This window comes from Vibrio chagasii, from assembly GCF_024347355.1.
Taxonomy (GTDB): Bacteria; Pseudomonadota; Gammaproteobacteria; order Enterobacterales; family Vibrionaceae; genus Vibrio; species Vibrio chagasii.
Map to the genome: position 1 here is coordinate 1,743,869 of NZ_AP025465.1, position 23,887 is coordinate 1,767,755.

Here is a 23,887-nt window from a genome sequence, read left to right on the forward strand (position 1 = left end):
GCCTTGGAAACGAATTTGGATCAGGCACAAGAACAGACACTAAGAACTGAGATTTATTTAGTTCTATCTGCACTGTTTCGTAGCGCACCTTCTGAAGAGGTGATCGACTTTCTAAAAACGCTCGATATTGAATCGTCAGAAAGCGCAATGCAGAAAGCTTGGATTGCCATTCAACAAGCAGCAACAGAATCAAACCGCGAAGCACTGGAAGATGAATATCAAGACTTGTTCATCGGCATTGGTCGCGGAGAGGTCGTTCCATTTGGTTCTTGGCATCGCACGGGCGCCATGATGGAAAAACCATTGGCTGACATTCGTCATGATTTAGAGCTTTTAGGCATTGAACGTGATGATCAAGTGAAAGAGCCAGAAGACCACATCGCAGCGCTTTGTGAAGTGATGGCGATGCTAACGGCTGAGGAAGAAGCACTGCAACAAGCGGTATTCAATAAGCACCTTGGTCCTTGGTTTAACTCTTTCACGCGTCAGCTTGCAGGTGCAGAAAGCGCGAACTTCTACAAATCGGCCGCTCAGCTTTGTGAAGCATTCTTAACGTTAGAACAAGTGCGTTTTAGCGTGAATACAAAAAGCAGTAAGCACAAATTAAAGATTGATGTGAAAAACGTCACTGATTACGAGTAATCGAGCAGTACGCGATTATATCGATAGAGGGGCATTAAGCCTCCAAAAAAAGATCTACCGTAAGGTAAGGAAGCAATGATGAAAAATAATAAAGATATAAACACAAGCCGTAGGGATCTACTCAAAGGCTTGACGACTGCAGCCGTTGCTGGTGCCGTTGTCGCAGGTACAACTAAAGTGGCAACCGCTTCAGAAACTGTTGAAATTTCGAAAGAAGACGTGAAGAAGACTGGCTATCGTGAAACGCAACACATTCGCGATTACTACGACACACTTTAGGAGATAACGGATGAAACTTGTCAAACGCTCCGATAGTGTGAGCAAAGAAACCAATCAGCTAGGTGTGTCTCGACGTGCCTTCATGAAAAATACTTCATTAGCTGCTGGTGGCGCAGTCGTAGGCGCAAGTCTATTTGCACCAGGCATGATGAAGAAAGCACAGGCTAAATCAGTCGACCCAGAAGCGAAAACAGAAGTAAAACGTACTATCTGTTCTCACTGTTCTGTGGGCTGTGGTATCTACGCTGAAGTTCAAAACGGTGTTTGGACAGGTCAAGAGCCTGCGTTCGATCACCCATTCAACGCTGGTGGACACTGTGCGAAAGGTGCAGCACTTCGTGAGCACGGCCACGGTGAACGTCGTCTTAAGTACCCAATGAAATTGGAAGGCGGTAAGTGGAAGAAGCTTTCTTGGGAACAAGCGATTGAAGAGATCGGTGACAAAGCGCTAGAACTTCGTAAAGAGTCTGGTCCTGATTCAGTTTACTTCCTAGGTAGTGCGAAACACAGTAACGAGCAAGCTTACGCATTCCGTAAGATGGCGTCGCTTTGGGGCACGAACAACGTCGACCACCAAGCACGTATTTGTCACTCAACCACAGTAGCCGGTGTTGCGAACACTTGGGGTTACGGTGCAATGACAAACTCGTTCAATGACATGCACAACTGTAAATCGATGCTGTTCATTGGTTCAAACCCAGCAGAAGCTCACCCAGTAGCGATGCAACACATCTTGATCGCGAAAGAGAAGAACAACTGTAAGATCGTTGTTGCGGATCCTCGTCGTACGCGTACTGCTGCGAAATCAGATCACTACGTTTCTCTTCGTCCAGGTTCTGACGTTGCGTTTATCTGGGGTGTGTTATGGCACGTCTTTGCAAACCAATGGGAAGACAAAGAGTTCATTAAACAACGTGTATTCGGCATGGACGAGATCCGTGAAGAAGTAGCGAAATGGAGCCCAGCAGAAGTTGAACGTGTAACTGGTGTTAGTGAAAAAGACGTATACCACACAGCGAAACTACTTTCTGAAAACCGTCCGGGTTGTATCGTTTGGTGTATGGGTGGTACTCAGCACACGACTGGTAACAACAACACACGTGCTTACTGTGTACTTGAGCTTGCGCTAGGTAACATCGGTAAATCAGGCGGCGGTGCAAACATCTTCCGTGGTCACGATAACGTACAGGGCGCAACTGACCTTGGCGTACTTTCTGACACACTTCCAGGCTACTACGGCTTGTCTGAAGGTTCTTGGCGTCACTGGTCAAAAGTTTGGGATATCGACTTTGACTGGGTTAAAGGCCGTTTCGACGACAACGCATACGGTGGTCAAAAACCAATGAACAGTGCAGGTATTCCTGTATCTCGTTGGGTTGATGGCGTACTTGAAGACAAAGACAAGATTCGTCAACGCGAAAACATCCGCGCGATGTTCTACTGGGGTCACGCAGTGAACTCTCAGACGCGTGGTCCAGAGATGAAGAAGGCGATGCAGAAGCTGGATATGATGGTTATTGTTGACCCATACCCAACGGTTGCAGCGGTAATGAACGATCGTACAGACGGCGTTTACCTGCTACCAGCAACGACTCAATTTGAAACCTACGGCAGTGTAACGGCGTCAAACCGTTCTCTACAATGGCGTGACAAAGTCGTTGAGCCTCTGTTCGAATCTAAACCTGACCACGAAATCATGTACCTGCTTTCTAAGAAGCTTGGTTTCTCTGATCAGCTGTTCAAGAACATTCGTGTTGAGAACAACCAACCTCTGATTGAAGACATTACACGTGAATTCAACAAAGGTATGTGGACGATTGGTTACACAGGTCAAAGCCCTGAACGCTTGAAAGAGCACCAACAGAACTGGCATACGTTCCACAAAACGTCTCTAGAAGCAGAAGGCGGTCCAGCAAATGGCGAGACTTACGGTCTACCTTGGCCATGTTGGGGCACACCAGAGATGAAACACCCTGGTACACACATCCTTTACGATACCTCTAAGACGGTTGCTGAAGGTGGTGGTAACTTCCGTACTCGTTTCGGTGTTGAGTTTGAAGGTCAAAGCCTGTTGGCAGAAGACAGCTACTCGAAAGGCTGTGAGATCAAAGACGGCTACCCAGAGTTCAGTGACAAACTACTGAAACAACTGGGTTGGTGGGATGATCTAACTGCAGAAGAGAAAGCGGCTGCTGAAGGCAAAAACTGGAAGACTGACGTTTCAGGTGGTATCCAACGTGTGGCAATTAAACACGGCTGTATCCCATTTGGTAATGCGAAAGCACGTGCGATTGTTTGGACATTCCCAGACCGTGTACCACTGCACCGTGAGCCACTTTACACGCCACGTCGCGACCTAGTTGCTGATTACCCAACGTGGGACGACAAAGAAGCTATCTTCCGTGTTCCTACGCTTTACAAGTCGATTCAAGAGCAAGACAAATCTGGCGAATACCCGATTATCCTGACCTCTGGTCGTTTGGTTGAGTACGAAGGTGGTGGTGAAGAAACCCGTTCTAACCCTTGGCTAGCAGAACTACAGCAAGAGATGTTTGTTGAAGTGAACCCGAAAGATGCAAACGACATCGGCTTTAAAGACGGTGACGATGTTTGGGTTGAGGGTGCAGAGAAGGGCCGTATTAAGGTGAAAGCGATGGTTACACGTCGTGTGAAACCGGGTCTGGCATTCATCCCATTCCACTTCGGTGGTAAGTTCCAAGGCGAAGATTTGCGTTCTAAATACCCAGAAGGCACTGATCCTTACGTTATTGGTGAAGCTGCTAACACAGCAACCACTTATGGTTACGACCCTGTCACCTTGATGCAGGAAACGAAAGTAACCCTTTGTAATATTCGTAAAGCGTAAGGAGTCTTAAAATGGCTAGAATGAAATTTCTTTGTGACACCAAGCGTTGTATCGAATGTAACGGTTGTGTCACTGCATGTAAGAATGAAAATGATGATGCTCTGGAATGGGGTATTCAACGTCGTCGCGTTGTGACATTGAACGGTGGCGAACCGGGTGAAAACTCAATCTCAGTAGCGTGTATGCACTGTACTGATGCACCATGTATGGCAGTGTGTCCTGCAGACTGTTTTGAACATACAGAAGACGGCATCGTGCTTCACAACAAAGATCTTTGTATCGGTTGTGGTTACTGCTTGTTTGCTTGTCCGTTTGGCGCACCTCAATTCCCTAAACAGGAAGCATTTGGTGAGCGCGGTAAGATGGACAAATGTACCTTCTGTGCTGGCGGCCCAGAAACAGAGCCAGGTTCTGTAGAAGAGCGTCAGAAGTACGGTGCGAACCGTATTGCTGAAGGTAAGCTTCCAATGTGTGCTTCACTATGTTCTACCAAAGCACTGCTTGCGGGTGACGCAGAGAAGGTTTCTGATGTTTTCCGTCAGCGTGTTGTTGAACGTGGTGCGAAAGGCGCGGGTTGGACAGACGGTAATGACCTGTCTTACGACGCAACTAAGAGCTAAGTAGGAGAGACATATGCTTACAATGTTTAAGCGTCTCTTCCTTGTTGTGCTGCCAATGTTGGCAGCACTAACAATGCTTTCTCCTATGAGTCATGCATCTGAGACGAACTCATCACAAACTCAAGCAAGCTCAGCTGAAAGAGAAGTGGTTCAACTTGCTGGTGCGGATTACTGGCGACAAGTTAGAGATGGACAATCAGGTTACACCACATCTCAGTCTCCTGAGCATGGCGTACTCATCAGTACTCCAGGTCAAACTTGGTACATACTAAAAGAGAAGTGGATGTCACCAGCCGGTGCCGTGGCTATCTTTGGCAGTATTGCTTTTGTCACTCTGATGTACTTTGTGATTGGCCCGCTAATGCTAAGTGCACCAAGAACAGGCAGTAAGATCAAACGTTGGTCTCGACTTGACCGTGCATTGCACTGGAGCATGGCGTTTACCTTCTTAACACTGGCGTTCAGTGGTTTGATGTTGGTTTACGGTAAACACTTCTTGAAACCATACATCCCAACGGATCTATGGGGCTTCATCGTTCTACTGGCTAAGCAATACCATAACTACATCGGCCCAATTTTCTATGTGCTGTTGATGGCTGTTCTTATCAAGTGGTGGCGCAAGTCGATCTTTAAGAAAGTGGATATCCAGTGGTTCTTGAAACTTGGCGGTATGGTAGGGAAGCATAAAGGTTCTCACCCGTCTGCAGAGTTCTCAAATGCCGGTGAAAAAGCGCTGTTTTGGCTACTTATCGTTATGGGTAGTGTCGCTGCAATCAGTGGTTTGGTATTGGACTTCCCAATCTTTGGTCAAACTCGCCGTGATATGGAGCTTTCAAACTTAGTTCATATGTTGGCAGCTCTGATCCTTATCTGTGGTTTTGTGTTCCATATCTATATCGGCCTGTTCGGTATGGAAGGCGCACTAGAAGGCATGGTAACCGGTGAAGTTGATGAAACCTGGGCGAAAGAGCACCATGACCTTTGGTACAACGAAGTAATGGAACAAGAGAAAAACGGTGTTGAACAAAACGCTAATGTCGCAACAGAGAAGAGTGAAGAGGTGAATAAGAATGAACAAACCTCATAAAGGTATTTGGGTTGCTTACATCCTAAGCTGTTTCACACCATTTACTTGTCTTATCTCTGGTGTGATTGCAATTATCTACGCGGGCTATCGTTTGGATAAAGGCGAAGACGGCGAAGTCGTTGATACGCATTACTATGGCTTAATCCGCTCGTTCTTCTTGAACCTAACCTTCTTTGTGGTTCTTATCGTAACGGTAGCAACCTCAAACGGCGTGTTAATCGGCGTGAACGATTACTGGTATCAAAACCATATTATCGATGATATCGCTTACTACATTCCGTACGTAGGTATTTTGTTTGGTGGTATCGCTATTGTGGTTTGGTTTATCCGTATGTATCAAGGTATGCAACGTTTAAGTCAAAACTTACCGCAAAACCCGTCTACAGGACCAAACCTGTAACGCCAGTGCATTAGCTAAAGCTTGCAAGCAAAGCCCAGTGATCGATTCACTGGGCTTTTTGTTTTAAGCCTCTCGAACCGTAAATAGTCGCAGCCACTCTCTGGTTCAGAACCTAATTATTGACCGCTTCAATATGGTGCAACTCCCTCATTTGGTGCAATTGTCGCTGTGATTTTTTCGATTTTCAAGATCCATAAAAGTGCACCTAAATATTTAGTCAATAATAATCAGTAATTTAAAAATAAAATCTGTTGCACGAAAATTACCCTTCGCACTTGGAACACATCTTGCCTTCACTGTTGAGTCTTTAATTAATTACAACATTGGATCGCACGATATCAGTGCAAATCAGATAAAGCGAAGGAGAATGCTTTAATGAGTGAAACGGTGACTCAAGTTCATAGTGCAGTACAAACCCTTACCCAAAGTTCAGATACTTTATTCCTCTTACTCGGCGCGATCATGGTCTTCTTGATGCACGCTGGCTTTGCTTTTCTCGAAGTCGGTACTGTGCGAAAGAAGAACCAAGTCAACGCGCTGGTTAAGATCCTTTCAGACTTTGGTGTCTCCGCCATCGCTTATTTCTTTATCGGTTATTGGGTGGCTTACGGCGCGCACTTTTTTGCCGACGCAGAAACATTGTCCCAAGGTAATGGGTACGAATTGGTTAAGTTCTTTTTCCTAATGACCTTTGCAGCAGCAATACCTGCAATAGTTTCTGGTGGTATCGCGGAACGTGCGCGTTTCTATCCAATCCTAATTGCAACATTATTTACCGTTGGTTTCGTCTACCCATTTTTCGAAGGCATCATTTGGAACGGTAACTTTGGCTTCCAAGATTGGCTAGAAGGTCAATTTGGTTATGGATTCCATGACTTTGCGGGTTCTGTCGTGGTTCACGGCGTTGGCGGTTGGATCGCTTTGGTTGCAGTTTACTTCTTAGGAATGCGTAAAGGCCGCATTCGTGCAGGTAAACATACCAACTTCGCACCATCGAACATTCCTTTCCTAGCATTGGGCGCGTGGATCTTATGTGTCGGTTGGTTTGGGTTTAACGTAATGTCAGCACAGGCTATCAACGGTATTAGTGGCTTGGTAGCGATGAACTCACTGATGGCAATGGTCGGTGGTATTCTTGCCGCTCTTGTTGCAGGTAAAAATGACCCAGGCTTCATTCACAATGGTCCTTTGGCTGGCTTAGTAGCAATTTGTGCAGGGTCAGACTTAATGCACCCATTAGGCGCTCTGATTACTGGCGGCGTGGCGGGCGCTTTGTTTGTTTACCTATTTACTTACATGCAAAACAAAACACAGATTGATGATGTATTGGGTGTATGGCCTCTACACGGCGTATGTGGCGCCTGGGGTGGTATTGCTGCAGGTATCTTCGGCCAACAAGTTTTTTGGGGCCTAGGCGGCGTAAGCTTTGCCTCTCAGGTAGTTGGTACAGTAGCAGGTGTTGCTGTTGCTCTCATCGGCGCGTTAATCGTATACGGCGTATTGAGCAAAATGACAGGGTTGCGCTTAAACGAAGAAGACGAGTTCAACGGTGCGGATCTTTCAATCCATAAGATCTCTTCTATCAATGAAGACTAGCTTTTATGGGTTGTGTGATTTTTAAATCACTATAAGTAAATTACCTTTGAATCATTACTAAGCGGCTCCGGCCGCTTTTTTGCATTTATCGAAATCAGTGTGAGTGTGTTTTTGAGAAGAGAAGGCAAACGACAAGCGAGTTATGTCACAAATAGCTAATGAATTCAGTTGGGTAAGACTATGGTCTAATCCCCAAAACTATTGTTGGAATTTGAACAGTGCTAAGCTGTTACAAAGTGACATATTGAAAAGGACGTTATATGCATTTCCCATATCGAAATATCGTAATTCTTACTGGTGCCGGCATTTCTGCGGAGTCGGGGATACAAACATTCCGAGCACAAGACGGGCTATGGGAAAACCATAAAATCGAAGACGTCGCGACGCCTGAAGGATTCGCAAAAGATCCAGACCTTGTACAAGCCTTCTATAACAAACGTCGTCACGACTTACAAAGCGAGAGCATCTTGCCAAATGCCGCTCACAAGGCACTAGGCGAGCTTGAAGAGAAACTTGATGGCAACGTTACTATCATCACGCAAAACATCGACAACTTGCACGAGAGAGGCGGTAGTAACAACATTATTCACATGCATGGTGAATTGTTGAAAGCGCGTTGCAGTGAGTCTAATCAAGTTGTAGAGCACAAAGACGATATCGAAACGGGTGAGCTTTGTCATTGTTGCCAAATCCCGGCACAAATGCGTCCACACATCGTTTGGTTTGGTGAAATGCCGCTAAGAATGGGTGACATCTATTCAGCTCTTGAAGAAGCCGATCTGTTTATTTCGATTGGTACATCTGGTGTTGTGTATCCAGCTGCGGGGTTTGTACATGACGCTAAAATGCATGGCGCACACACGATAGAGATAAACCTTGAACCAAGTGCGGTTGAGAGTGAATTTGAAGAGAAGCGCTACGGCAAAGCCAGTATCGAAGTACCAAAACTGGTGAGTGAGCTATTGTCGGTTGAGAGAGGCTCATTAACCGCTTAATCAATACTGCCACACTGTCGAACGAACATAAAAAGGAAGCAAACACATATCTGAATGCAAATAAGCGCTCAGAAAGGTGTTTGTTTTTTGTTTTTCTGACGGTTTGAAATCTTGCCTTGTGCCAATTAAACGTCTGCAGTGACGGAGCGTCGAGCTTCCTTCATCGCATACATGGCTTTATCTGATTCTTCCAACGCTTGTTGAAAATTCTCTTGATTCGTCACTTCAATACCGTAAGAGAAAGAGATATTTTCACCATGAAGCAGATTACTGACTTGGCTCACGAACTCGCCGCCACGCCCCAATTGTGCAGTCGCGACGAACTCATCGCCACCCACACGAAATACCATTTCATCTTCTAAAACGGTTTGGCTTAATGCTTGAGAGAAGCGCACAATCATTAAGTCACCAACCTTGTGGCCTTTGCGGTCATTCACCTTTTTCAATCCATCTAAATCGAAGTAGATGAGCTCGAACTCTTTCAGTTTGATTGCATCGAACTTTTTACGATTGTATAAACCCGTTAGCTCATCTTGCTTACTTTGATCTTTCAATTGGGTAAGTTCAGTAATGCCATAGGCAAGAAGTAGGAAGGCTATCTGCAACAAGCCATCTTCTAGAAAGGTGTCGATTAACTCGTTTCTGTCAGCCATTCGTCGAGGTATTTAAGCTCAGTGGTGACATCATAAAATAGGTTAAAAATGAGTAGTAGAGCACCATAGCGAAGGATTTTGTGCGGGCGAATGGCGTGACGAGCAACGTAGTAGATATACATCGTAATCACGAGGGTGTTGGTTTCGAAAAACAGGTCGTAATTAGAATCTATGTGGATGAACGAGCTCAAGGCTAACATCAAAAATGACGCCACAAGCATCAGAGTCACAATCAGTAGAATAGGGTTCGCATTCATATTAAATCGCACCATATACGATTTAATATAATCCTATATAAAGTGTAGATAAAAATAAAGCGGCTTACGCCGCTTTAGTCACCAATCAGTAACAAACTTAGTTGTTTACTTTTAGTTTTTGGAAGTACTCGTCATAAATGACGCTCGCTTCACCAACTTCATCTTGCCATACGCCGTTATCCATCACTGATTGTGGTGGGAAAACGTTCTTGTCTTCAGCAAACTCTTTTGGAAGAAGAGGGTAAGCAGTCTTCACTGGAGTCGGGTAACCGATCTCTAGAGCAATCTTAGCTGCGTTCTCTGGGCGAAGAAGGAAGTCGATCATTTTATGAGCCGCTTCGATGTTCTTTGCACCTGAAGGAATCGCTAGGCTGTCCATCCAGAAGATAGCGCCTTTCTCTGGCCAGATGATATCAATCGTTGCGCCTTCTTGGCGTGCCATGTAAGCAGAGCCATTCCAAAGCATACCAAGAGACACTTCACCAGCAAGGTAAGGGTTCGCTGGGAAATCTGAGTTAAATACCAATACGTTTGGCATTAGCTTACGAAGTTCTTCGTAGGCTTCTTTGATCTCTTCTGGGTTAGTTGTGTTTGGAGAGTAACCCAGTTTAGATAGTGCGATGTGGAAAACCTCACGAGAGTCGTCCATCATCATCAGCTGACCTTCCCACTGTGTATCCCACAGATCGCCCCAGTTTTTCACTGAAGATTTGTCTAGCATGTCTGAGTTGATACCAATGCCCGTTGCACCCCAAATGTATGGGATAGAGTAGTTGTTGCTTGGGTCAAATGGCTTATCTAAGTAGTTTGGATCCAAATCAGCAAAGTGGCTTAGCTTGGTTTTATCAAGCTCTTGAAGCATACCTTCTTTACGCATCTTTGAAACGAAGTAAGTAGAAGGAACAACTAGGTCATAACCCGTACCTTGAGTTTTTAACTTAGCGTACATGCTTTCGTTAGACTCGTAAGTAGAGTAATAAACTTTAATGCCCGTCTCTTTTGTGAAGTCTTCTAGCACTTCATTTGGAATATATTCAGACCAGTTGTAAAAATACAGTTCTTGGTCAGCTGCGAAAGAGGGTGTAGAAAGTAAAGTAGCAGCACACAATGCGCCGGTATACAGTGTTTTTTTCATTACTGTTCCGTTCATTTGTTTGATTTGAAGCTGGGTAGTGAACCCAAAGTAAATGGATTTCGAAAAATCGCGCTATATTGTAGCAGTGATGAAATAAAATAGGCAGCCTAAGCTGCCTATTCATTGATATTGTTGTTTTTAACTGATTGATTGTCGATTAAGACTAGTCAAATGAGACAGTTATTGACCCGCTTTAAGCTTCATGAAGTAATCTTCGTACTTCACTGTCTTATCGCCAACCGCAGCTTGCCATTCAACACGATCAAGGTCTTCTTGAGACGGAAAAAGAGCCGGGCTGTCTTTGAACTTCTCGTTAGAAGCTTTCACTGCTGTTAGGTAGCCAGTATCACGAGAAATTTGCTCAGCGATTTCTGGGCGCAGTAGGAAGTCGATCATCTTGTGAGCCGCTTCTACGTTTGTTGCGCCAGAGCTGATTGCAAAGTTATCAACCCAACCGATGCCGCCTTCTTTAGGGAATACCAGTTTAATTGGTAGACCTTCGTTTTGAGCCGCAGCTGCAGAACCGTTCCAAAGCATACCAAGGCCAACTTCACCAGACATGTATGGTGCGCCAGGGTTGTCTGAGTTAAATACTAGAACATTTGGCATTAGCTTTTGTAGCTCAGCGTACGCTTCGTCGATCTCTTTCTCGTTAGTTGTGTTGCCTGAGTAACCTAACTTGCGTAGAGCAATGTGGAACACTTCACGAGTGTCATCCATCATCATCAGTTGACCTTCAAGCTCTGGCTTCCATAAATCAGCCCAGCTTTGAAAATCTTCTGGATCGTACATGTCTGTATTCACAGCAAGACCAGTGATCGCAACAACGTGTGGAATAGAGTAATCATTGTTCGGATCGTATGGCTTATCCAAGTAGTTTGTGTCCAGATTTTTGAAGTTGTTCAACTTCGATTTGTCGATCTTTTGTAGCATACCTTCGTCGCGCATCTTAGATACGAAGTAAGTCGACGGCACAACCAGGTCATAGCCTTTGTTGTGTGTTTTTAGCTTTGCGTACAAGGTTTCGTTCGACTCGTAAGTCGAGTAAATCACCTTGATGCCAGTTTCATCGGTGAACTTTTCTAGGATCTCACTGTTGATGTAAGGTCCCCAGTTCATGAATACCAATTCTTTGTTATCTTTCGCAAAAGACGGTGCAGATAACATTGAAAGCGCACATGCACTACCAGCTAATAGAGTAGCCCATTTTTTCATTGACGTTAGCTCCAAACTAAACGTTGCCCTCAGGCAGTAGATAGAAAAACAGAATGGCAATTTACCATTCTGTTTATGATTAACACTTTTTGTAGAACATGAAGTTTCTCAACTTCTTATCAAGTTAACCTCGTTAAAGAGTAGGAGGCTTACTTAATTTTCTCTCTCGCTAACAACTGAGAAATAATCACCAGTATTAGCGACACCACTAACATCACTGTTGCTAGGGCGTTAACCTCTGGAGAGATACCTACTTTAACCATAGAGTAAATCTTCAGTGGCAAGATTTCATACGTTGGACCGGTTACGAAAGAGCTGATGATCACATCGTCCAAAGACAGTGTGAAGCTCAACAACCAACCCGCAGCAACCGCAGGCTTAGCAAGTGGCAGGATGATCTGTTTTAGAATCGTCCATTCACTTGCACCTAAGTCTTTTGCTGCTTCAAGCATTTTCACATCAAAGCCATTCAAACGGCTGTAAACCGTTACAACAACAAACGGCAAACAGAACGTAATGTGTGCAGCAAGTAGGGTAAAGAAGCCTAGTTGCACACCCATTACCAAGAACAGAGCCAGTAACGAGATTGCCATTACGATATCTGGTGACATCATTACGATAAACAACATGCCATTGACTACGCCTTTACCTTTAAATTGGTAACGGAATAGGGCTACGGCTGTCAGGCTGCCGACAATCGTTGCGGCTGTCGCTGAGAACACCGCTACGTTAATCGAGTGCCACGCAGCCTGCATTAGGCTGTCGTTGTTAATAAGCGCGTCATACCACTTGGTGGTGAAGCCACCCCATTTCATACCAAACTTGTTGGCATTAAATGAGTTCGCAATCAATACGATAATAGGTAGGTATAGAAAAGCGTATACCAGCGCCATAAAGCTGAACTTAACTGTGCGACCCATTAGTCTAGCTCCACCTTCTTATTCAATAGCTTGCCTGCTCGGTAGTAGGCATAAAGCATAATTGCCATTGCAACCGTCAGCGCAATACTCGTTGCCGCGCCAAACGGCCAGTCTCGGGCGTTGAGTACTTGGCTCTTAATCACGTTACCAATCAGCAAGTTCTTAGCGCCGCCTAGCAAGTCAGAGATATAGAACATGCCTAACGCAGGAAGAAGTACTAATAAACAACCACCGATGATGCCAGGCATTGTTAACGGTAGAACAACTTTCAACAAGGTTTGAAGCTTGTTTGCGCCTAAGTCTTTTGCTGCTTCTAGGTACGTGTCATCAAGTTTTTCAATCGCTGAATACAACGGAAGAATCATGAATGGCAGTAGGATATACACCAAGCCGATCATCACCGCCGTTTCTGTGTACATAATACGCAGCGGCTTATCGATGATATCTAGCGCTAGTAAGCTTTTGTTCAAGACACCTTGAGTCCCCAGTACTATCTTCAAGCCGTAGGTACGAATCAAAGAGTTCGTCCAAAATGGCACAATCACCAAGAACAGCATGAAAGGGCGCCATTTCTCAGGCATTTTTGCCACGATGTAGGCAAACGGGTAGCCAATGATCAAACACAATAGCGTCGCGATAATAGCCATATAGAAAGAGTGCATCAGCACTTTAAAATACAGCGGGTCGGCCAAACGGATGTAGTTATCGAGAGTGAAGGTCATCTCGATCAAGTTTGCTTCGTCACGAGTTAAGAAGCTGGTACCGATGATCATGATGTTTGGAATCATCACGAACAGCACCAACCAACCTGTGATTAAAGCAACAATCGCGTTTTGTAAATTAAACTTCTTGCTCATCTTCTAATACCACTTCCCAGCTCTCAACCCAAGTTACTGCAACTTTTTGGCCCAGTGAGTGATCAACATCAGGGTCATCTTCGTTGAAGAATTCGCTTACCATTACGCGCATGCCGGATTCTAGTTCTACAACTGAATCTAAAGTCATGCCTTTGTAGGTACGCTCGACAATGTGGCCAACAATACCGCGTTGCTCAGACTCTTTAATCTCTTCAATACGAAGATCTTCAGGGCGAAGCAATACCTGCAGTTTTTGACCAGAAGTGATCGCCTTATCGTGGTAGATAATGGACTCTTCACCTTCAATTGTCGCAACAATGCGTTTTTCATCTAAACGAGATGTCGGTGTCGCATCGAATACGTTAATCTCACCAATGAAGCGAGCTACAAAAAGGTTCTTAGGCTCTTCGTAAATCTCTCTTGGTGTGCCATCTTGCTCAATCACGCCGTCACGCATAACAATAATACGATCAGACATAGACAGTGCTTCTTCTTGGTCGTGCGTTACAAAAATAAACGTGATACCAAGTTGGCGCTGAAGTTGCTTCAGCTCGATTTGCATCTGTTTACGAAGTTTGTAATCCAGAGCAGACAGAGATTCATCCAACAAAAGAACTTTAGGCTTATTAACAACAGCACGAGCGATTGCGATACGTTGCTGTTGACCACCAGAAAGCTGGTGTGGTTTTCTTTGTGCCATCTGCTCTAGGCGCACCATTTTTAAAGCTTCCATTACACGAGGTTCAATCTCGCTGTTTGGAACTTTCTGCATGCGTAAGCCAAATGCCACATTTTCGAAAACGGTCATATGTGGGAATAGGGCATAGCTTTGGAATACAGTGTTAACATGCCTTTGTTCAGCAGGGACGTGGGTTACGTTCTGTTCAGCTAGTAGTATTTGACCACTATCTGCCGTTTCAAAACCCGCAATCATTCTTAGTACCGTTGTTTTACCACAACCTGATGGGCCTAAAATCGTGAGAAACTCACCATGATTTACGTTTAGATCAAGATTGCCGATGACTTCCTTACCATCGAAGCTTTTACTAATACCAGTTAGCTGTACTACTGGTTTTCCTACTGATTTTTTAGCGTTCAACGTCTGTTTTTCTCCACCTTGGTTCTGTTTGAGAACCTGTTGCTATACACCTTTGAGGCGCGAATCATAATCACCAAAAACGTGAAATCAAAGCATTTTTTACCATTCGAAGATAAAAAATTTCGCAGGTAAAAGTAAACATCCTTTACCATACTGTTATTTACTGGGTTTACGCCCCAACAAGTGTCTAATTATTAACCATCAAGATGCAAAAGCAAGCCTTGTTACAGATTCATATTTTAGTTTGTATCCGACATATGAGTATAATGAAGGTAATTTTTTATCAATAAGTTAGGTGGCTCAGTTTAATTGGCGCACCTAGGTATCACTATGAACAACGACATCGAAAAAGATTTTAATTTGGGCGGTAGTATCGACCGTGCACTTTCTGGCGATTATGAGCTCAAAGCAACGGCTGTATTCCAAGAGGCATGGAAACATACGGTAAGTCACTTTCTTTCGTTTTCCCCTGCGATTGTTGCTCTGATGTTCGTGCAACTGGCTATTTTTTATATCGCATTAAAACTGCAACTGGGTGACCCTGCGGTTATCTTAGACGCGGTTATCGATCCTGAGGCGTTTACTCCACAAATTGTTGAGTCCATTTTTATTGCCAACTTCAGCTATGAAGTTATCAGCGCGCCTATCTATGCAGGTATCTGTTTGATGGCGATGAGCCACGCAGCTGGTCTACAGACCAAAGTACGCCACATTGGCAAAGGCTTACAGTTTACGATTCCAGTAATTCTTGTGACTCTGTTCAGTCTGATGCTTCAAGGTATTGCAGGTATGATTCTGCCGTTTCTGTCGATTTACTTCTCGCTTGCGTTCAGCCACTCAATCCTGTTGATTTGCGATAAGAAAGTACCACCAATGCAATCGCTGCTACTTTCTCTGCGTGCTGTAAACAAGAAAATCTTCACCGTTGCTTCTATCTACCTATTAGTAATGCTGATGTTCATCGTCGCGGCAATGATGTACGGCATTGGCCTTATCTTCGTTTTACCTTTCTTCTTCCACGTGAAAGGCATTCTTTACCGTGAGATGTTTGGCATTAAACTCAAACTGATTGCGTCAGACAGACCAAAGAGCGACGACGACCACAACGGTAGCAACAACAAAGACCCACAGGTATTCGATGCATAACAACTCTAAATCAAGCGCAAGTAAATCACTTGCGCTAAAAGTGACAGCATTAGCCTTAGTTGGCTCAATCTCGTTAGTTGGCCCAATACTTTACCAACAAGAAGAAGAGCGCAGGCGAGCAGGGCAAAAGGCTCCAGACTCAGAGCAAAACTTTGGTGATTTGACCGTCTTTTCTGATAAGCCAGATTTCGCAGCGATTGAAGATGTAAATGAAAAGAAAGACACCTTCTTTTCTTATCTTCGCTCAAGTATCAACATCGAAAACAAGCGAATCACGAAAGAACGTGCGTTTCTAACCAAGCTTTCAGAAGCGGGGATGAACAATGTTGACTCTGAAGATGCGTCATACGCAAAGCGACTAGGGAAACTGTATAGCCTGCCGGTACCTTCAACGGGCATAGATGACGCTTGGCTGAAAGAAATGTTGAATCGTGTAAACGTGCTACCTGAAGCGCTTGTGTTAACTCAGGCGGCCAATGAATCGGCTTGGGGTACATCTCGTTTCGCCACTAAAGCGAATAACTATTTTGGTCATTGGTGTTACACCAAAGGTTGTGGCCTAGTTCCGCTACAACGTAACGAAGGTAGCTCACATGAAGTGGCAACATTCTCTTCAAGCCAAGAGTCTGTGCACCGTTACTTCATGAACCTAAACCGAAACCGCGCTTATGCAGACCTAAGAGCTATTCGCGCAAAACTAGCGGCACAGGGCGACGATCTGTTAACAACCGAAACCGCAACAGAGCTCACTAACGGCTTGCTAAAATATTCTGAGCGAGGTTCAGACTATGTGACTGATTTACAAGCTATGATCCGTCACAACGAGGTATACTGGAAAAAGTAACTCGATTTGATAGTCATTTGGCGAGCTTAAACGGTAAGTTTGACCAAATAACATCACATAAAGAGCAGCTCATTGGCTGCTCTTTCTATTTATAAACGCTCAACTTCGACAAGACTATAACAATGAAAAAGACAGCACTCGCTTTATTAGCTTCTCTAAGCCTAGGGATCTCTTTACCTGCTGCAGCGCAAGAATACATGTTTACCTATTCTAAGCTTTACACACAGCTTAAAAATAATACCAAAGAAGGGCATGATGACGTTAAAGTTGCAGTCTTCTTTGTCGATCAGCAAGCCCAAACAACCTGTCATATCAGCAAAGCTTGGATGGAAAAAGAAGAACACTACGAAGAGCTGAAAGTCTCTCCAGCTAACGAGCTTCTGCTACCAGTAGACCAAAACCTTCGTTCAGCAAACCCGCTTATTTTTGTGCAAACAAAAGAACAAGAGTGCGCATACTCCTTGGTTGTTATGACTAAAGCACCTTTAGCCGGAACGGTTGAGGTTGTACAGCTGGAAAACCTGTTACCACAGATGCAAGCAATGTTAGAAGACGTAAGCGGTATGTTCTCAAGCTGGTTCACCCCGGACATCCAAGGGTTAACGCTTGAGTTTGCAGACAAGCTTGAAGGTAACATAACGCTTTCTAACGGCAAGCAGCTCCCAATTACCCAAGGGCGCGCTAAGTTCACACTAGAAGAACTCAATGGAAGTGACAGCATCACGTTACCAGAAGCGACAACTCGTGTGTTACCTTACATTCCGGCTCAATAGCCTTTGTTTGGCGATTGACCACACGGCGTTAATCTAAACAAAACAATGTAAAGCAGCCAACTCAAACCAAGTTAGGCTGCTTTTCTTTTCCTACAACCAGCGTGGTTTGCGCTTTTGAAGCTCATTTTTTATGAAAGATGAGCGGTTATCACTAGATAAAGTGGCATCTTTCAACCAGTCACCTTGTTTATCCTGCCGTTACTATTTCAACATGAAATAAAAATCCGTATAATCCACGCCCTAAAACAGTCCCACTAGCAATCTACAGTCGGTAATACGACGGTGTGAGAGTCGCAATGAACCAAAACGATAATAGAAAAGAAGTACTAGAATTCAACAAACTTCAGAAACGTCTGAGAAGAAATGTTGGAAATGCCATCATCGACTACAACATGATCGAAGAGAATGATGTGGTAATGGCATGTATCAGTGGCGGTAAAGATTCATTTGCGATGCTAGATATTTTGCTACGTTTACGTGAAGCAGCACCAATCAAATTTGATGTTGTTGCGGTAAACCTAGATCAAAAACAACCAGGGTTCCCTGAGCACATTCTTCCTGAATACTTTGAAACGCTGAACATTCCTTACTACATCGTAGATAAAGATACGTACTCAGTAGTTAAAGAGAAGATTCCAGAAGGTAAGACAACGTGTGGTCTATGTTCTCGTCTGCGTCGCGGTACTTTGTACTCGTTCGCTGAGAAGATTGGCGCGACTAAGATCGCTCTTGGTCACCACATGGATGACATCGTGGAAACTATGTTCCTTAACATGTTCCACGGCGCTCGTCTAAAGGCTATGCCACCTAAGCTACGTTCTGATGATGGTCGTAACGTTGTTATTCGTCCACTGACTTACTGTCGTGAAACAGACCTAATCAAATACGCTGAACACAAAGAGTTCCCAATCATTCCTTGTAACCTATGTGGTTCGCAAGAAAACCTACAACGTCAAAGCATTAAAGCAATGCTGATTGATTGGGACAAGAAAACACCAGGCCGTGTTGAAAAGATCTTTAAATCAATTCAAAACGTTAGCCCAAGCCAACTGGCTGACCGCGAACTGTTTGACTTCGTAAACCTTCCACTAGACCGTAGTGGCGAGCGTGAAGAGTACGAATTCCAAGAAGCTGAAATTTCATCTTCTAACATCGATGAGTCAATGTTCATCGACGTAACGAACGTATAATAAGAATATTCGTTGTGGCGCAATAGATGCGCCTACAACAGACAAATAAAAACGCCTCAAGCAATGCTTGAGGCGTTTTTTTATAAGTTGAACTCGCCGTTAAGTTCGTCTGCTTAAACACATTAACCTTTCGAAAGGTTAGGGTCGAGTGGGCTCACGTAACCAGATGGCTTAAGCGCCAAAACATCACAGTTAATCTTATCGATAACATGCTCCGCAGTATTACCGATGAACACCGCAGATAAGCCGGTACGACCGGTTGTACCCAAGATTACCATTGCAGCGTTATTTTCAGACGCGACACGTGGAATCACATCTTCTGGTAAGCCTTGCTCAACAACGGTCTGCTCTTCACACATACCGTGCTTCTGACGCAGTGCCTTCATCGCCGTTAAGTGATGACCACGAACTGCATCGGTGTAAGACGTAGGATCGAACTCAGGCAGTTCGATAGTGATATTCGCCGGAGTGACTGGGTAAGCGTTAACTAAGAAAGGTTCCGCATCCAAACGACCAGTTATCTCGAGGAGTCGATCAACCATAGTATCGTTAAGTTCTAAATGCGCTTCTGTCTCTGAGCCTACGTGAACGGACGCATAAATTTTCGCGTGCTCTGGCCAGAAATCGTTTTTAACGAGCAGTACAGGGCTAGGGCATTTTCTCAATAGGTGCCAATCAGTCGGCGTGAAGATAACCGACTCCAAGGTGTCGTGCTTGCGCGTGCCCTTAATCAAGATATCGTGACCACCACTGTATACCTCTGCAATGATGGCTTCGTAAGGGCGGTTATGCCAAACCACCTGCACATTAAATTCGATAGAATCATCTAGATAAGGCTGTGCTACTTTGTTCATCCAGATTTCACGCTGATGAATCACGCCCTTGCGCATTGCGTCTCGTTCATCGACAGAGAGCATAGATGTCATTTCATACGAGAAGTCGTAGATAGACAAAAAGAAAGTGATATGGCTTGTTGAGGTGCTTTTCTTAGCAAGTTGGATAGCACGAACTAGAGCAGGTTGCTCATCGTGATTAATGTCTGCGACAACTAAAATTTTGTTATAGATACTCATAACTAAGCCTACTTTTCAGACCGAACATATAAATAATGTAGCGTAGTTATGGGGAGATTAAGAGAAATAAAAGAGGTTTTAAGAGAGAAACATGATGTAGCTCATTATTGAACTACATCATTGATATCTAGACTATTCTTTTGAAACGCCAGCAAGTTCCATCAGCGCATCGTGATCTTCGATAGTGATATATTTGCCTTTAACGCTCAAGATGTCTGCTTTCTGGAAACGGCCTAAAAGACGGCTAATCGTTTCAACCGTTAAACCTAGGTAATTACCAATATCGCCACGAGTCATCGTTAAGCGGAACTCACGTGGGCTGAAACCACGTTGAGAGAAGCGAGTTGAAAGATTGTAAAGGAATGCAGCCAGACGCTCTTCCGCGTTCTTTTTAGAAAGAAGCAGAATCATTTCTTGGTCGCCTTTAATCTCGTTACTCATCAGGCGCATAATTTGCTGACGCAACTTCGGCATTTTTCCTGATAGGTCATCAAGAATCTCGTACGGGATTTCACATACCATAGAAGTTTCTAGTGCTTGTGCGAAACTAGGGTGTAGGTCACCAGTGATCGCGTCAAAGCCAACAAGATCGCCCGCTAGGTGGAATGCAGTAATCTGTTCGTCACCTTGCTCGGTAATCGTGTAGCTCTTGATCGTTCCAGAGCGAATAGCGTAGAGAGATTTAAGCTCGTCACCGGCTTTAAATAACTCTTGGCCTTTTTGAATAGGCTTTTTTCTCTCAATGATCTGATCAAGTTGATCAAGTTCAGATTCATTCAAAGTGAACGGAATACAAAGTTGGCTAATACTACAATCCTGGCAATGGATCGCACAGCCACCAGATTGGACACGTTTCGTTACAGGCTTTTCAGAAATCATAACAATCTTTCACTATTTGATATACGTCAATATTTTAGCATTCCTTTATCCAGTTGGGTAGTAAAAAAACCGGATTTAAAGAATGGCTATACGGTATAAATAATGAGCTGCAGTGCCATATATCCAGAGTAGAAACCGTAAATCAAGATTAAAATCGCACCGAGTTGACGAAATAAGTCAGCTTGTTGCAATTTCTTGAGGAAGCTAGCACCCATACCAACCGTCAGCATCGCAGGAAGCGTTCCTAAGCCAAATGCGAGCATGATTCCCGCTCCATTATACCAACTGCCTGAGACAGCCGCCCAAGTCAGCATAGAGTATACTAGACCACACGGTAACCAACCCCAAATGAAACCAAACGGCAGAGCGTGGCTTGGATGCTTGAGTGGAAGGAAAGACTTACCGACTGGTGAAATATAACGCCACAGCTTCTGACCGACCTTCTCAAAGAACAATAAGCCAAACCACCATTTACCGATATACAGACCCAAAATGATCATAAAGATGGCAGCAAACAAACGAAGCCAATTAAGTAGCGCGTTGAAATCGCTAAGTTGACCGATTGAAGAGATAGCACCGCCGATCACACCACCAATAACGGCATAGCTGAGTAGGCGACCAAGGTTGTAAAGTAGGGGAATAACCGAGGAAGGTTTGGTATTGCCGATTGAAAGGAGCGACGCAATGCCACCACACATTCCCATGCAGTGGCCCGCGCCGATCAGTCCGACAACAAAGGCTCCGATCCAATCAGGCGTCATCGTTCTTTTTATCTAGGTTAGTTGGGCTTTCTGTATTGGCTTTATCATTCTTAACAGGCTTGCTGTCAGAGTGAGCATGGGCCTTTTCGTCTTCATCAAACAAAATGTTGTGACCTTGACGCTCAAGGTCTTCAAACTGTTCGCTCTTAACGGCCCATAGAAAAATACCAACTGCGATACACACCAGCACAATCGCAATGGGAATCAGGATATATAAACTTTCCATTATTTACCTTGCTCTTTTAAAAGCCTTAATGAGTTAGACACAACAATAATAGAGCTTGCAGACATGCCAACTACGGCAATGTATGGGGCAACCAAACCCGCTACAGCCAATGGAAGGATGAGTAGGTTATATCCCAATGACCATGCTAGGTTTTCGCGGATTATCTTACGCGTTTTTAGCGCCAATGTACGGGACTTAAGTAATCTATCAAGCTTGTCGCCCAATAAAACCATGTCTGCAGAGGCTTTTGCTACATCTGTTCCGCCGCCCATAGCGACAGAAAGGTGAGCACCCGCAAGGATAGGCGCATCGTTAATACCGTCGCCGACCATCATGGTAATGTCTTTTTCATCACGAGAATTAAGGTAAGCAAGCTTATCCTCTGGTTTCGCGTTCGCGACAATATCGGTGATCCCAATTTCTTCAGCCACAGGCTTCGCGTTAATCAAGGAGTCTCCAGTCAACAGGGTAGTTTTAATACCCGCTTCTTTGAATTTTTGGATGAACTCGATGCTTTCTTTACGAATCGGGTCTTCATAAGTGAAGGTTGCGATATGACGTCCAGCCATCGACAAGTAGATACCGTTGCTTTGTGTTGGCTGAGCTTCACCAAGAATAAACTCGCTACTACCGATCGCAACTTCTTGACCGTTCCAGTCACCAGTAATACCTGAACCGATAACGTTGTTTACTGCATCGACTTCAACATCATCTGACACGTGAGTCTTGAATGCTTTCGCAATAGGGTGGTTAGCATGCTGTTCTAGGCTCGCAGCCACTTTTAAACACGTCTCTTTATCAAGCTCAGAGAAAGTTTCCACACGGCTGATACGAATATCACCCTCAGTCAATGTACCCGTCTTATCGATGATCAAGTGATTTACTTTACACAAGGTTTCGAATACGTGGCCTTTACGCAGTAAAATACCAAAGTTGCCCATACGGGATGTCGAACAAGTAATTGCAGTCGGTGTAGCCAGTGAGAGAGCACAAGGACAAGTCGCTACCAGTACAGATAACATGATCCAGAATGCATCTTCTGGACGAGTTTGGTGCCAGTAGAACCAAGTACCGAAAGAGATAATCAAAATAACCGCTACAAAGTAACGAGCCACAATATCTGCAATCTCCGCGATACGAGGCTTAGACAACTGTGCTTCATCTTGAAGACGAACGATATTAGAGATGACCGAGTCCGCTTTTGATGTCATCACTTCCAGTTCAAATGACTCGTCACCATTCAACGTGCCAGCGAAGACAGTATCGCCTTCGTTTTTCACGACATGGATAGATTCGCCAGTCAGCATGGATTCATCAATGTGAACTCGACCAGAAAGTACTTTACCGTCCGCAGGAATATGCTCACCCGGTAGTACGCGAATCTGATCGCCTACCTTTAAGGTTTTTACTGGAACTTGGTCGCCATCTAACGTTGTCGCCATTGCAGGAACGAGCTTAAGCAGATTACCACTCGCTGCCGCCGCTTTACGACGCGCTCTCATCTCTAAGAAACGACCAAGCAGAAGGAAGAAGGTAAACATCGAAATAGATTCGAAGAAAACTTCTCCTTTCTCTGTCACGGTTGCCACCAAGCTCGCAACGTAAGCAAACAGCAGCGCAATCGACACAGGCACATCCATACCCAGCGTTCGCCCCTTAATACTGCGCCATGCATTGATGTAGAACGGCAGAGCAGAATAAAGCAATACCGGCGTTGCAAAGATCAAGCTTACCCAGCGGAAGTAGTTTTTAAACTCAGGCTCAAGATTGCCAAACACTTCAAGGTATAGTGCGACCGCCAGCATCATCACCTGCATGGTTGCTAAACCAGCAACGCCAAGACGATAGAGGTAGTTCTTCATTGAGCGGTGATAGGCAGCTTCTTGTTGGTCAGCCTCGAAAGGCGCAGCTTTGTAACCTAAGGTATGGACCGCCGATAACAACTCACTCAATTTAACTTGCGTGTTGTCCCAGCTAAGTAGGGCGCGGTTGGTGGTGGTGTTCACCCGGATGCTACCAACACCTTGTTTTGAAGAGACTTGTTTCTCGATTAGCCATGCACATGCTGCACATGAAACACCCTCTAGTGACAATGTCACTTCAGAAACATTCTCAGAGTTCCTTACAAACTCCAATTGAACGTCTTCATTATCATAATGACTGAGTGCCAGAAGTTGTTCTGGCACTAGATCCGCTTTCTCAGCGGGAGCGGTACGGTATTGGTAGTAAGAAACCAAACCGCTATCAACGATTGTCTGAGCTACAGTCTCGCAGCCCGGACAACACATCTTACGAGGCGATCCTAAGATCTCGACTTCAAAATCCGTTTCCGCTGGTACATCTTCACCGCAGTGATAACAGGATTCACACATAA

22 protein-coding genes and 1 pseudogene are annotated in these 23,887 nt (G+C 44.6%); 12 read left to right on the plus strand and 11 right to left on the minus strand.

Features of this window, described 5'->3' with window-relative positions; translation table 11 throughout:
* Positions 1–3 precede the first annotated feature (3 nt).
* From OCV52_RS08215 to cobB, 8 genes are all read left to right on the plus strand, one after another.
* Complete coding sequence (locus OCV52_RS08215; RefSeq protein ID WP_137406441.1) at positions 4–642, plus strand: TorD/DmsD family molecular chaperone; 639 nt, start codon at positions 4–6, stop codon at positions 640–642.
* Between the two features lie 78 nt (positions 643–720).
* Complete coding sequence (locus tag OCV52_RS08220) at positions 721–921, plus strand: twin-arginine translocation signal domain-containing protein (protein ID WP_170222406.1); 201 nt, start codon at positions 721–723, stop codon at positions 919–921.
* Positions 922–931: 10 nt separating this feature from the next.
* Entirely contained in the window at positions 932–3,787 is a 2,856-nt protein-coding gene (locus OCV52_RS08225) for a formate dehydrogenase subunit alpha (protein ID WP_137406443.1), read from the plus strand.
* Between the two features lie 11 nt (positions 3,788–3,798).
* Entirely contained in the window at positions 3,799–4,407 is a 609-nt protein-coding gene (fdh3B, locus tag OCV52_RS08230; RefSeq protein WP_137406444.1) for a formate dehydrogenase FDH3 subunit beta, read from the plus strand.
* A gap of 13 nt (positions 4,408–4,420) precedes the next feature.
* Complete coding sequence (locus OCV52_RS08235) at positions 4,421–5,494, plus strand: formate dehydrogenase subunit gamma (protein ID WP_137406445.1); 1,074 nt, start codon at positions 4,421–4,423, stop codon at positions 5,492–5,494.
* The gene (locus tag OCV52_RS08240) at positions 5,478–5,894 is read left to right on the plus strand and encodes a hypothetical protein (RefSeq protein ID WP_137406446.1); all 417 of its coding nucleotides are present in this window, start codon (positions 5,478–5,480) and stop codon (positions 5,892–5,894) included. The genes OCV52_RS08235 and OCV52_RS08240 overlap by 17 nt, the downstream gene beginning before the upstream one ends.
* Before the next feature lie 375 nt (positions 5,895–6,269).
* Positions 6,270–7,490 carry an ammonium transporter gene (locus OCV52_RS08245; protein ID WP_137406447.1) on the plus strand — a complete coding sequence of 407 codons (1,221 nt, stop codon included), beginning with the start codon at positions 6,270–6,272 and terminating at the stop codon, positions 7,488–7,490.
* A gap of 260 nt (positions 7,491–7,750) precedes the next feature.
* The gene (cobB, locus tag OCV52_RS08250) at positions 7,751–8,485 is read left to right on the plus strand and encodes a Sir2 family NAD+-dependent deacetylase (RefSeq protein ID WP_137406448.1); all 735 of its coding nucleotides are present in this window, start codon (positions 7,751–7,753) and stop codon (positions 8,483–8,485) included.
* 125 nt (positions 8,486–8,610) lie between these two features.
* On the opposite strand, the pseudogene OCV52_RS08255 reads toward cobB, so the two are convergent.
* The 6 genes and pseudogenes from OCV52_RS08255 to potA form a co-directional block, all read right to left on the minus strand.
* Positions 8,611–9,395, minus strand: a pseudogene (locus OCV52_RS08255) (GGDEF domain-containing protein).
* Positions 9,396–9,492: 97 nt separating this feature from the next.
* Positions 9,493–10,530 (minus strand): extracellular solute-binding protein, encoded by a 1,038-nt coding sequence (locus OCV52_RS08260; RefSeq protein WP_008217941.1) that lies wholly within the window; start codon positions 10,528–10,530, stop codon positions 9,493–9,495.
* Positions 10,531–10,710: 180 nt separating this feature from the next.
* Positions 10,711–11,745 carry an extracellular solute-binding protein gene (locus OCV52_RS08265; protein WP_128160546.1) on the minus strand — a complete coding sequence of 345 codons (1,035 nt, stop codon included), beginning with the start codon at positions 11,743–11,745 and terminating at the stop codon, positions 10,711–10,713.
* 149 nt (positions 11,746–11,894) lie between these two features.
* Entirely contained in the window at positions 11,895–12,665 is a 771-nt protein-coding gene (gene potC, locus OCV52_RS08270; protein ID WP_004742279.1) for a spermidine/putrescine ABC transporter permease PotC, read from the minus strand.
* Positions 12,665–13,522 (minus strand): spermidine/putrescine ABC transporter permease PotB, encoded by an 858-nt coding sequence (potB, locus tag OCV52_RS08275; protein ID WP_105024887.1) that lies wholly within the window; start codon positions 13,520–13,522, stop codon positions 12,665–12,667. Before potB ends, potC begins: the two co-directional genes overlap by 1 nt.
* Entirely contained in the window at positions 13,506–14,621 is a 1,116-nt protein-coding gene (gene potA / locus OCV52_RS08280; protein WP_137406449.1) for a spermidine/putrescine ABC transporter ATP-binding protein PotA, read from the minus strand. The genes potB and potA overlap by 17 nt, the downstream gene beginning before the upstream one ends.
* A gap of 330 nt (positions 14,622–14,951) precedes the next feature.
* Between potA and OCV52_RS08285 the strand changes: the two genes are divergently transcribed.
* From OCV52_RS08285 to ttcA, 4 genes are all read left to right on the plus strand, one after another.
* Positions 14,952–15,767: a DUF2189 domain-containing protein gene (locus OCV52_RS08285; RefSeq protein ID WP_004742282.1), complete on the plus strand. Its 816-nt coding sequence runs from the start codon at positions 14,952–14,954 to the stop codon at positions 15,765–15,767.
* Positions 15,760–16,611, plus strand: a complete 852-nt coding sequence (locus tag OCV52_RS08290; protein ID WP_137406450.1) for a glucosaminidase domain-containing protein — start codon at positions 15,760–15,762, stop codon at positions 16,609–16,611. Before OCV52_RS08285 ends, OCV52_RS08290 begins: the two co-directional genes overlap by 8 nt.
* 122 nt (positions 16,612–16,733) lie before the next feature.
* Entirely contained in the window at positions 16,734–17,384 is a 651-nt protein-coding gene (locus OCV52_RS08295) for a DUF2987 domain-containing protein (RefSeq protein WP_137406451.1), read from the plus strand.
* A gap of 296 nt (positions 17,385–17,680) precedes the next feature.
* Positions 17,681–18,574 carry a tRNA 2-thiocytidine(32) synthetase TtcA gene (gene ttcA, locus OCV52_RS08300; protein WP_008221945.1) on the plus strand — a complete coding sequence of 298 codons (894 nt, stop codon included), beginning with the start codon at positions 17,681–17,683 and terminating at the stop codon, positions 18,572–18,574.
* A 122-nt stretch (positions 18,575–18,696) separates the two neighbouring features.
* Here ttcA and uspE read toward each other — a convergent pair whose 3' ends face one another.
* The 5 genes from uspE to OCV52_RS08325 form a co-directional block, all read right to left on the minus strand.
* The gene (gene uspE, locus OCV52_RS08305) at positions 18,697–19,647 is read right to left on the minus strand and encodes a universal stress protein UspE (RefSeq protein WP_008221946.1); all 951 of its coding nucleotides are present in this window, start codon (positions 19,645–19,647) and stop codon (positions 18,697–18,699) included.
* Positions 19,648–19,779: 132 nt separating this feature from the next.
* On the minus strand, positions 19,780–20,526 hold the full coding sequence (locus tag OCV52_RS08310; RefSeq protein ID WP_017632474.1) for an FNR family transcription factor: 747 nt from the start codon (positions 20,524–20,526) through the stop codon (positions 19,780–19,782).
* Positions 20,527–20,612: 86 nt separating this feature from the next.
* Positions 20,613–21,287 carry a sulfite exporter TauE/SafE family protein gene (locus tag OCV52_RS08315; protein ID WP_137406452.1) on the minus strand — a complete coding sequence of 225 codons (675 nt, stop codon included), beginning with the start codon at positions 21,285–21,287 and terminating at the stop codon, positions 20,613–20,615.
* Positions 21,277–21,513, minus strand: a complete 237-nt coding sequence (gene ccoS / locus OCV52_RS08320; protein ID WP_102425549.1) for a cbb3-type cytochrome oxidase assembly protein CcoS — start codon at positions 21,511–21,513, stop codon at positions 21,277–21,279. The genes OCV52_RS08315 and ccoS overlap by 11 nt, the downstream gene beginning before the upstream one ends.
* Positions 21,513–23,885, minus strand: coding sequence for a heavy metal translocating P-type ATPase (locus OCV52_RS08325; protein ID WP_137406453.1), 2,373 nt, complete (start codon positions 23,883–23,885; stop codon positions 21,513–21,515). Before OCV52_RS08325 ends, ccoS begins: the two co-directional genes overlap by 1 nt.
* Positions 23,886–23,887: the final 2 nt, after the last annotated feature.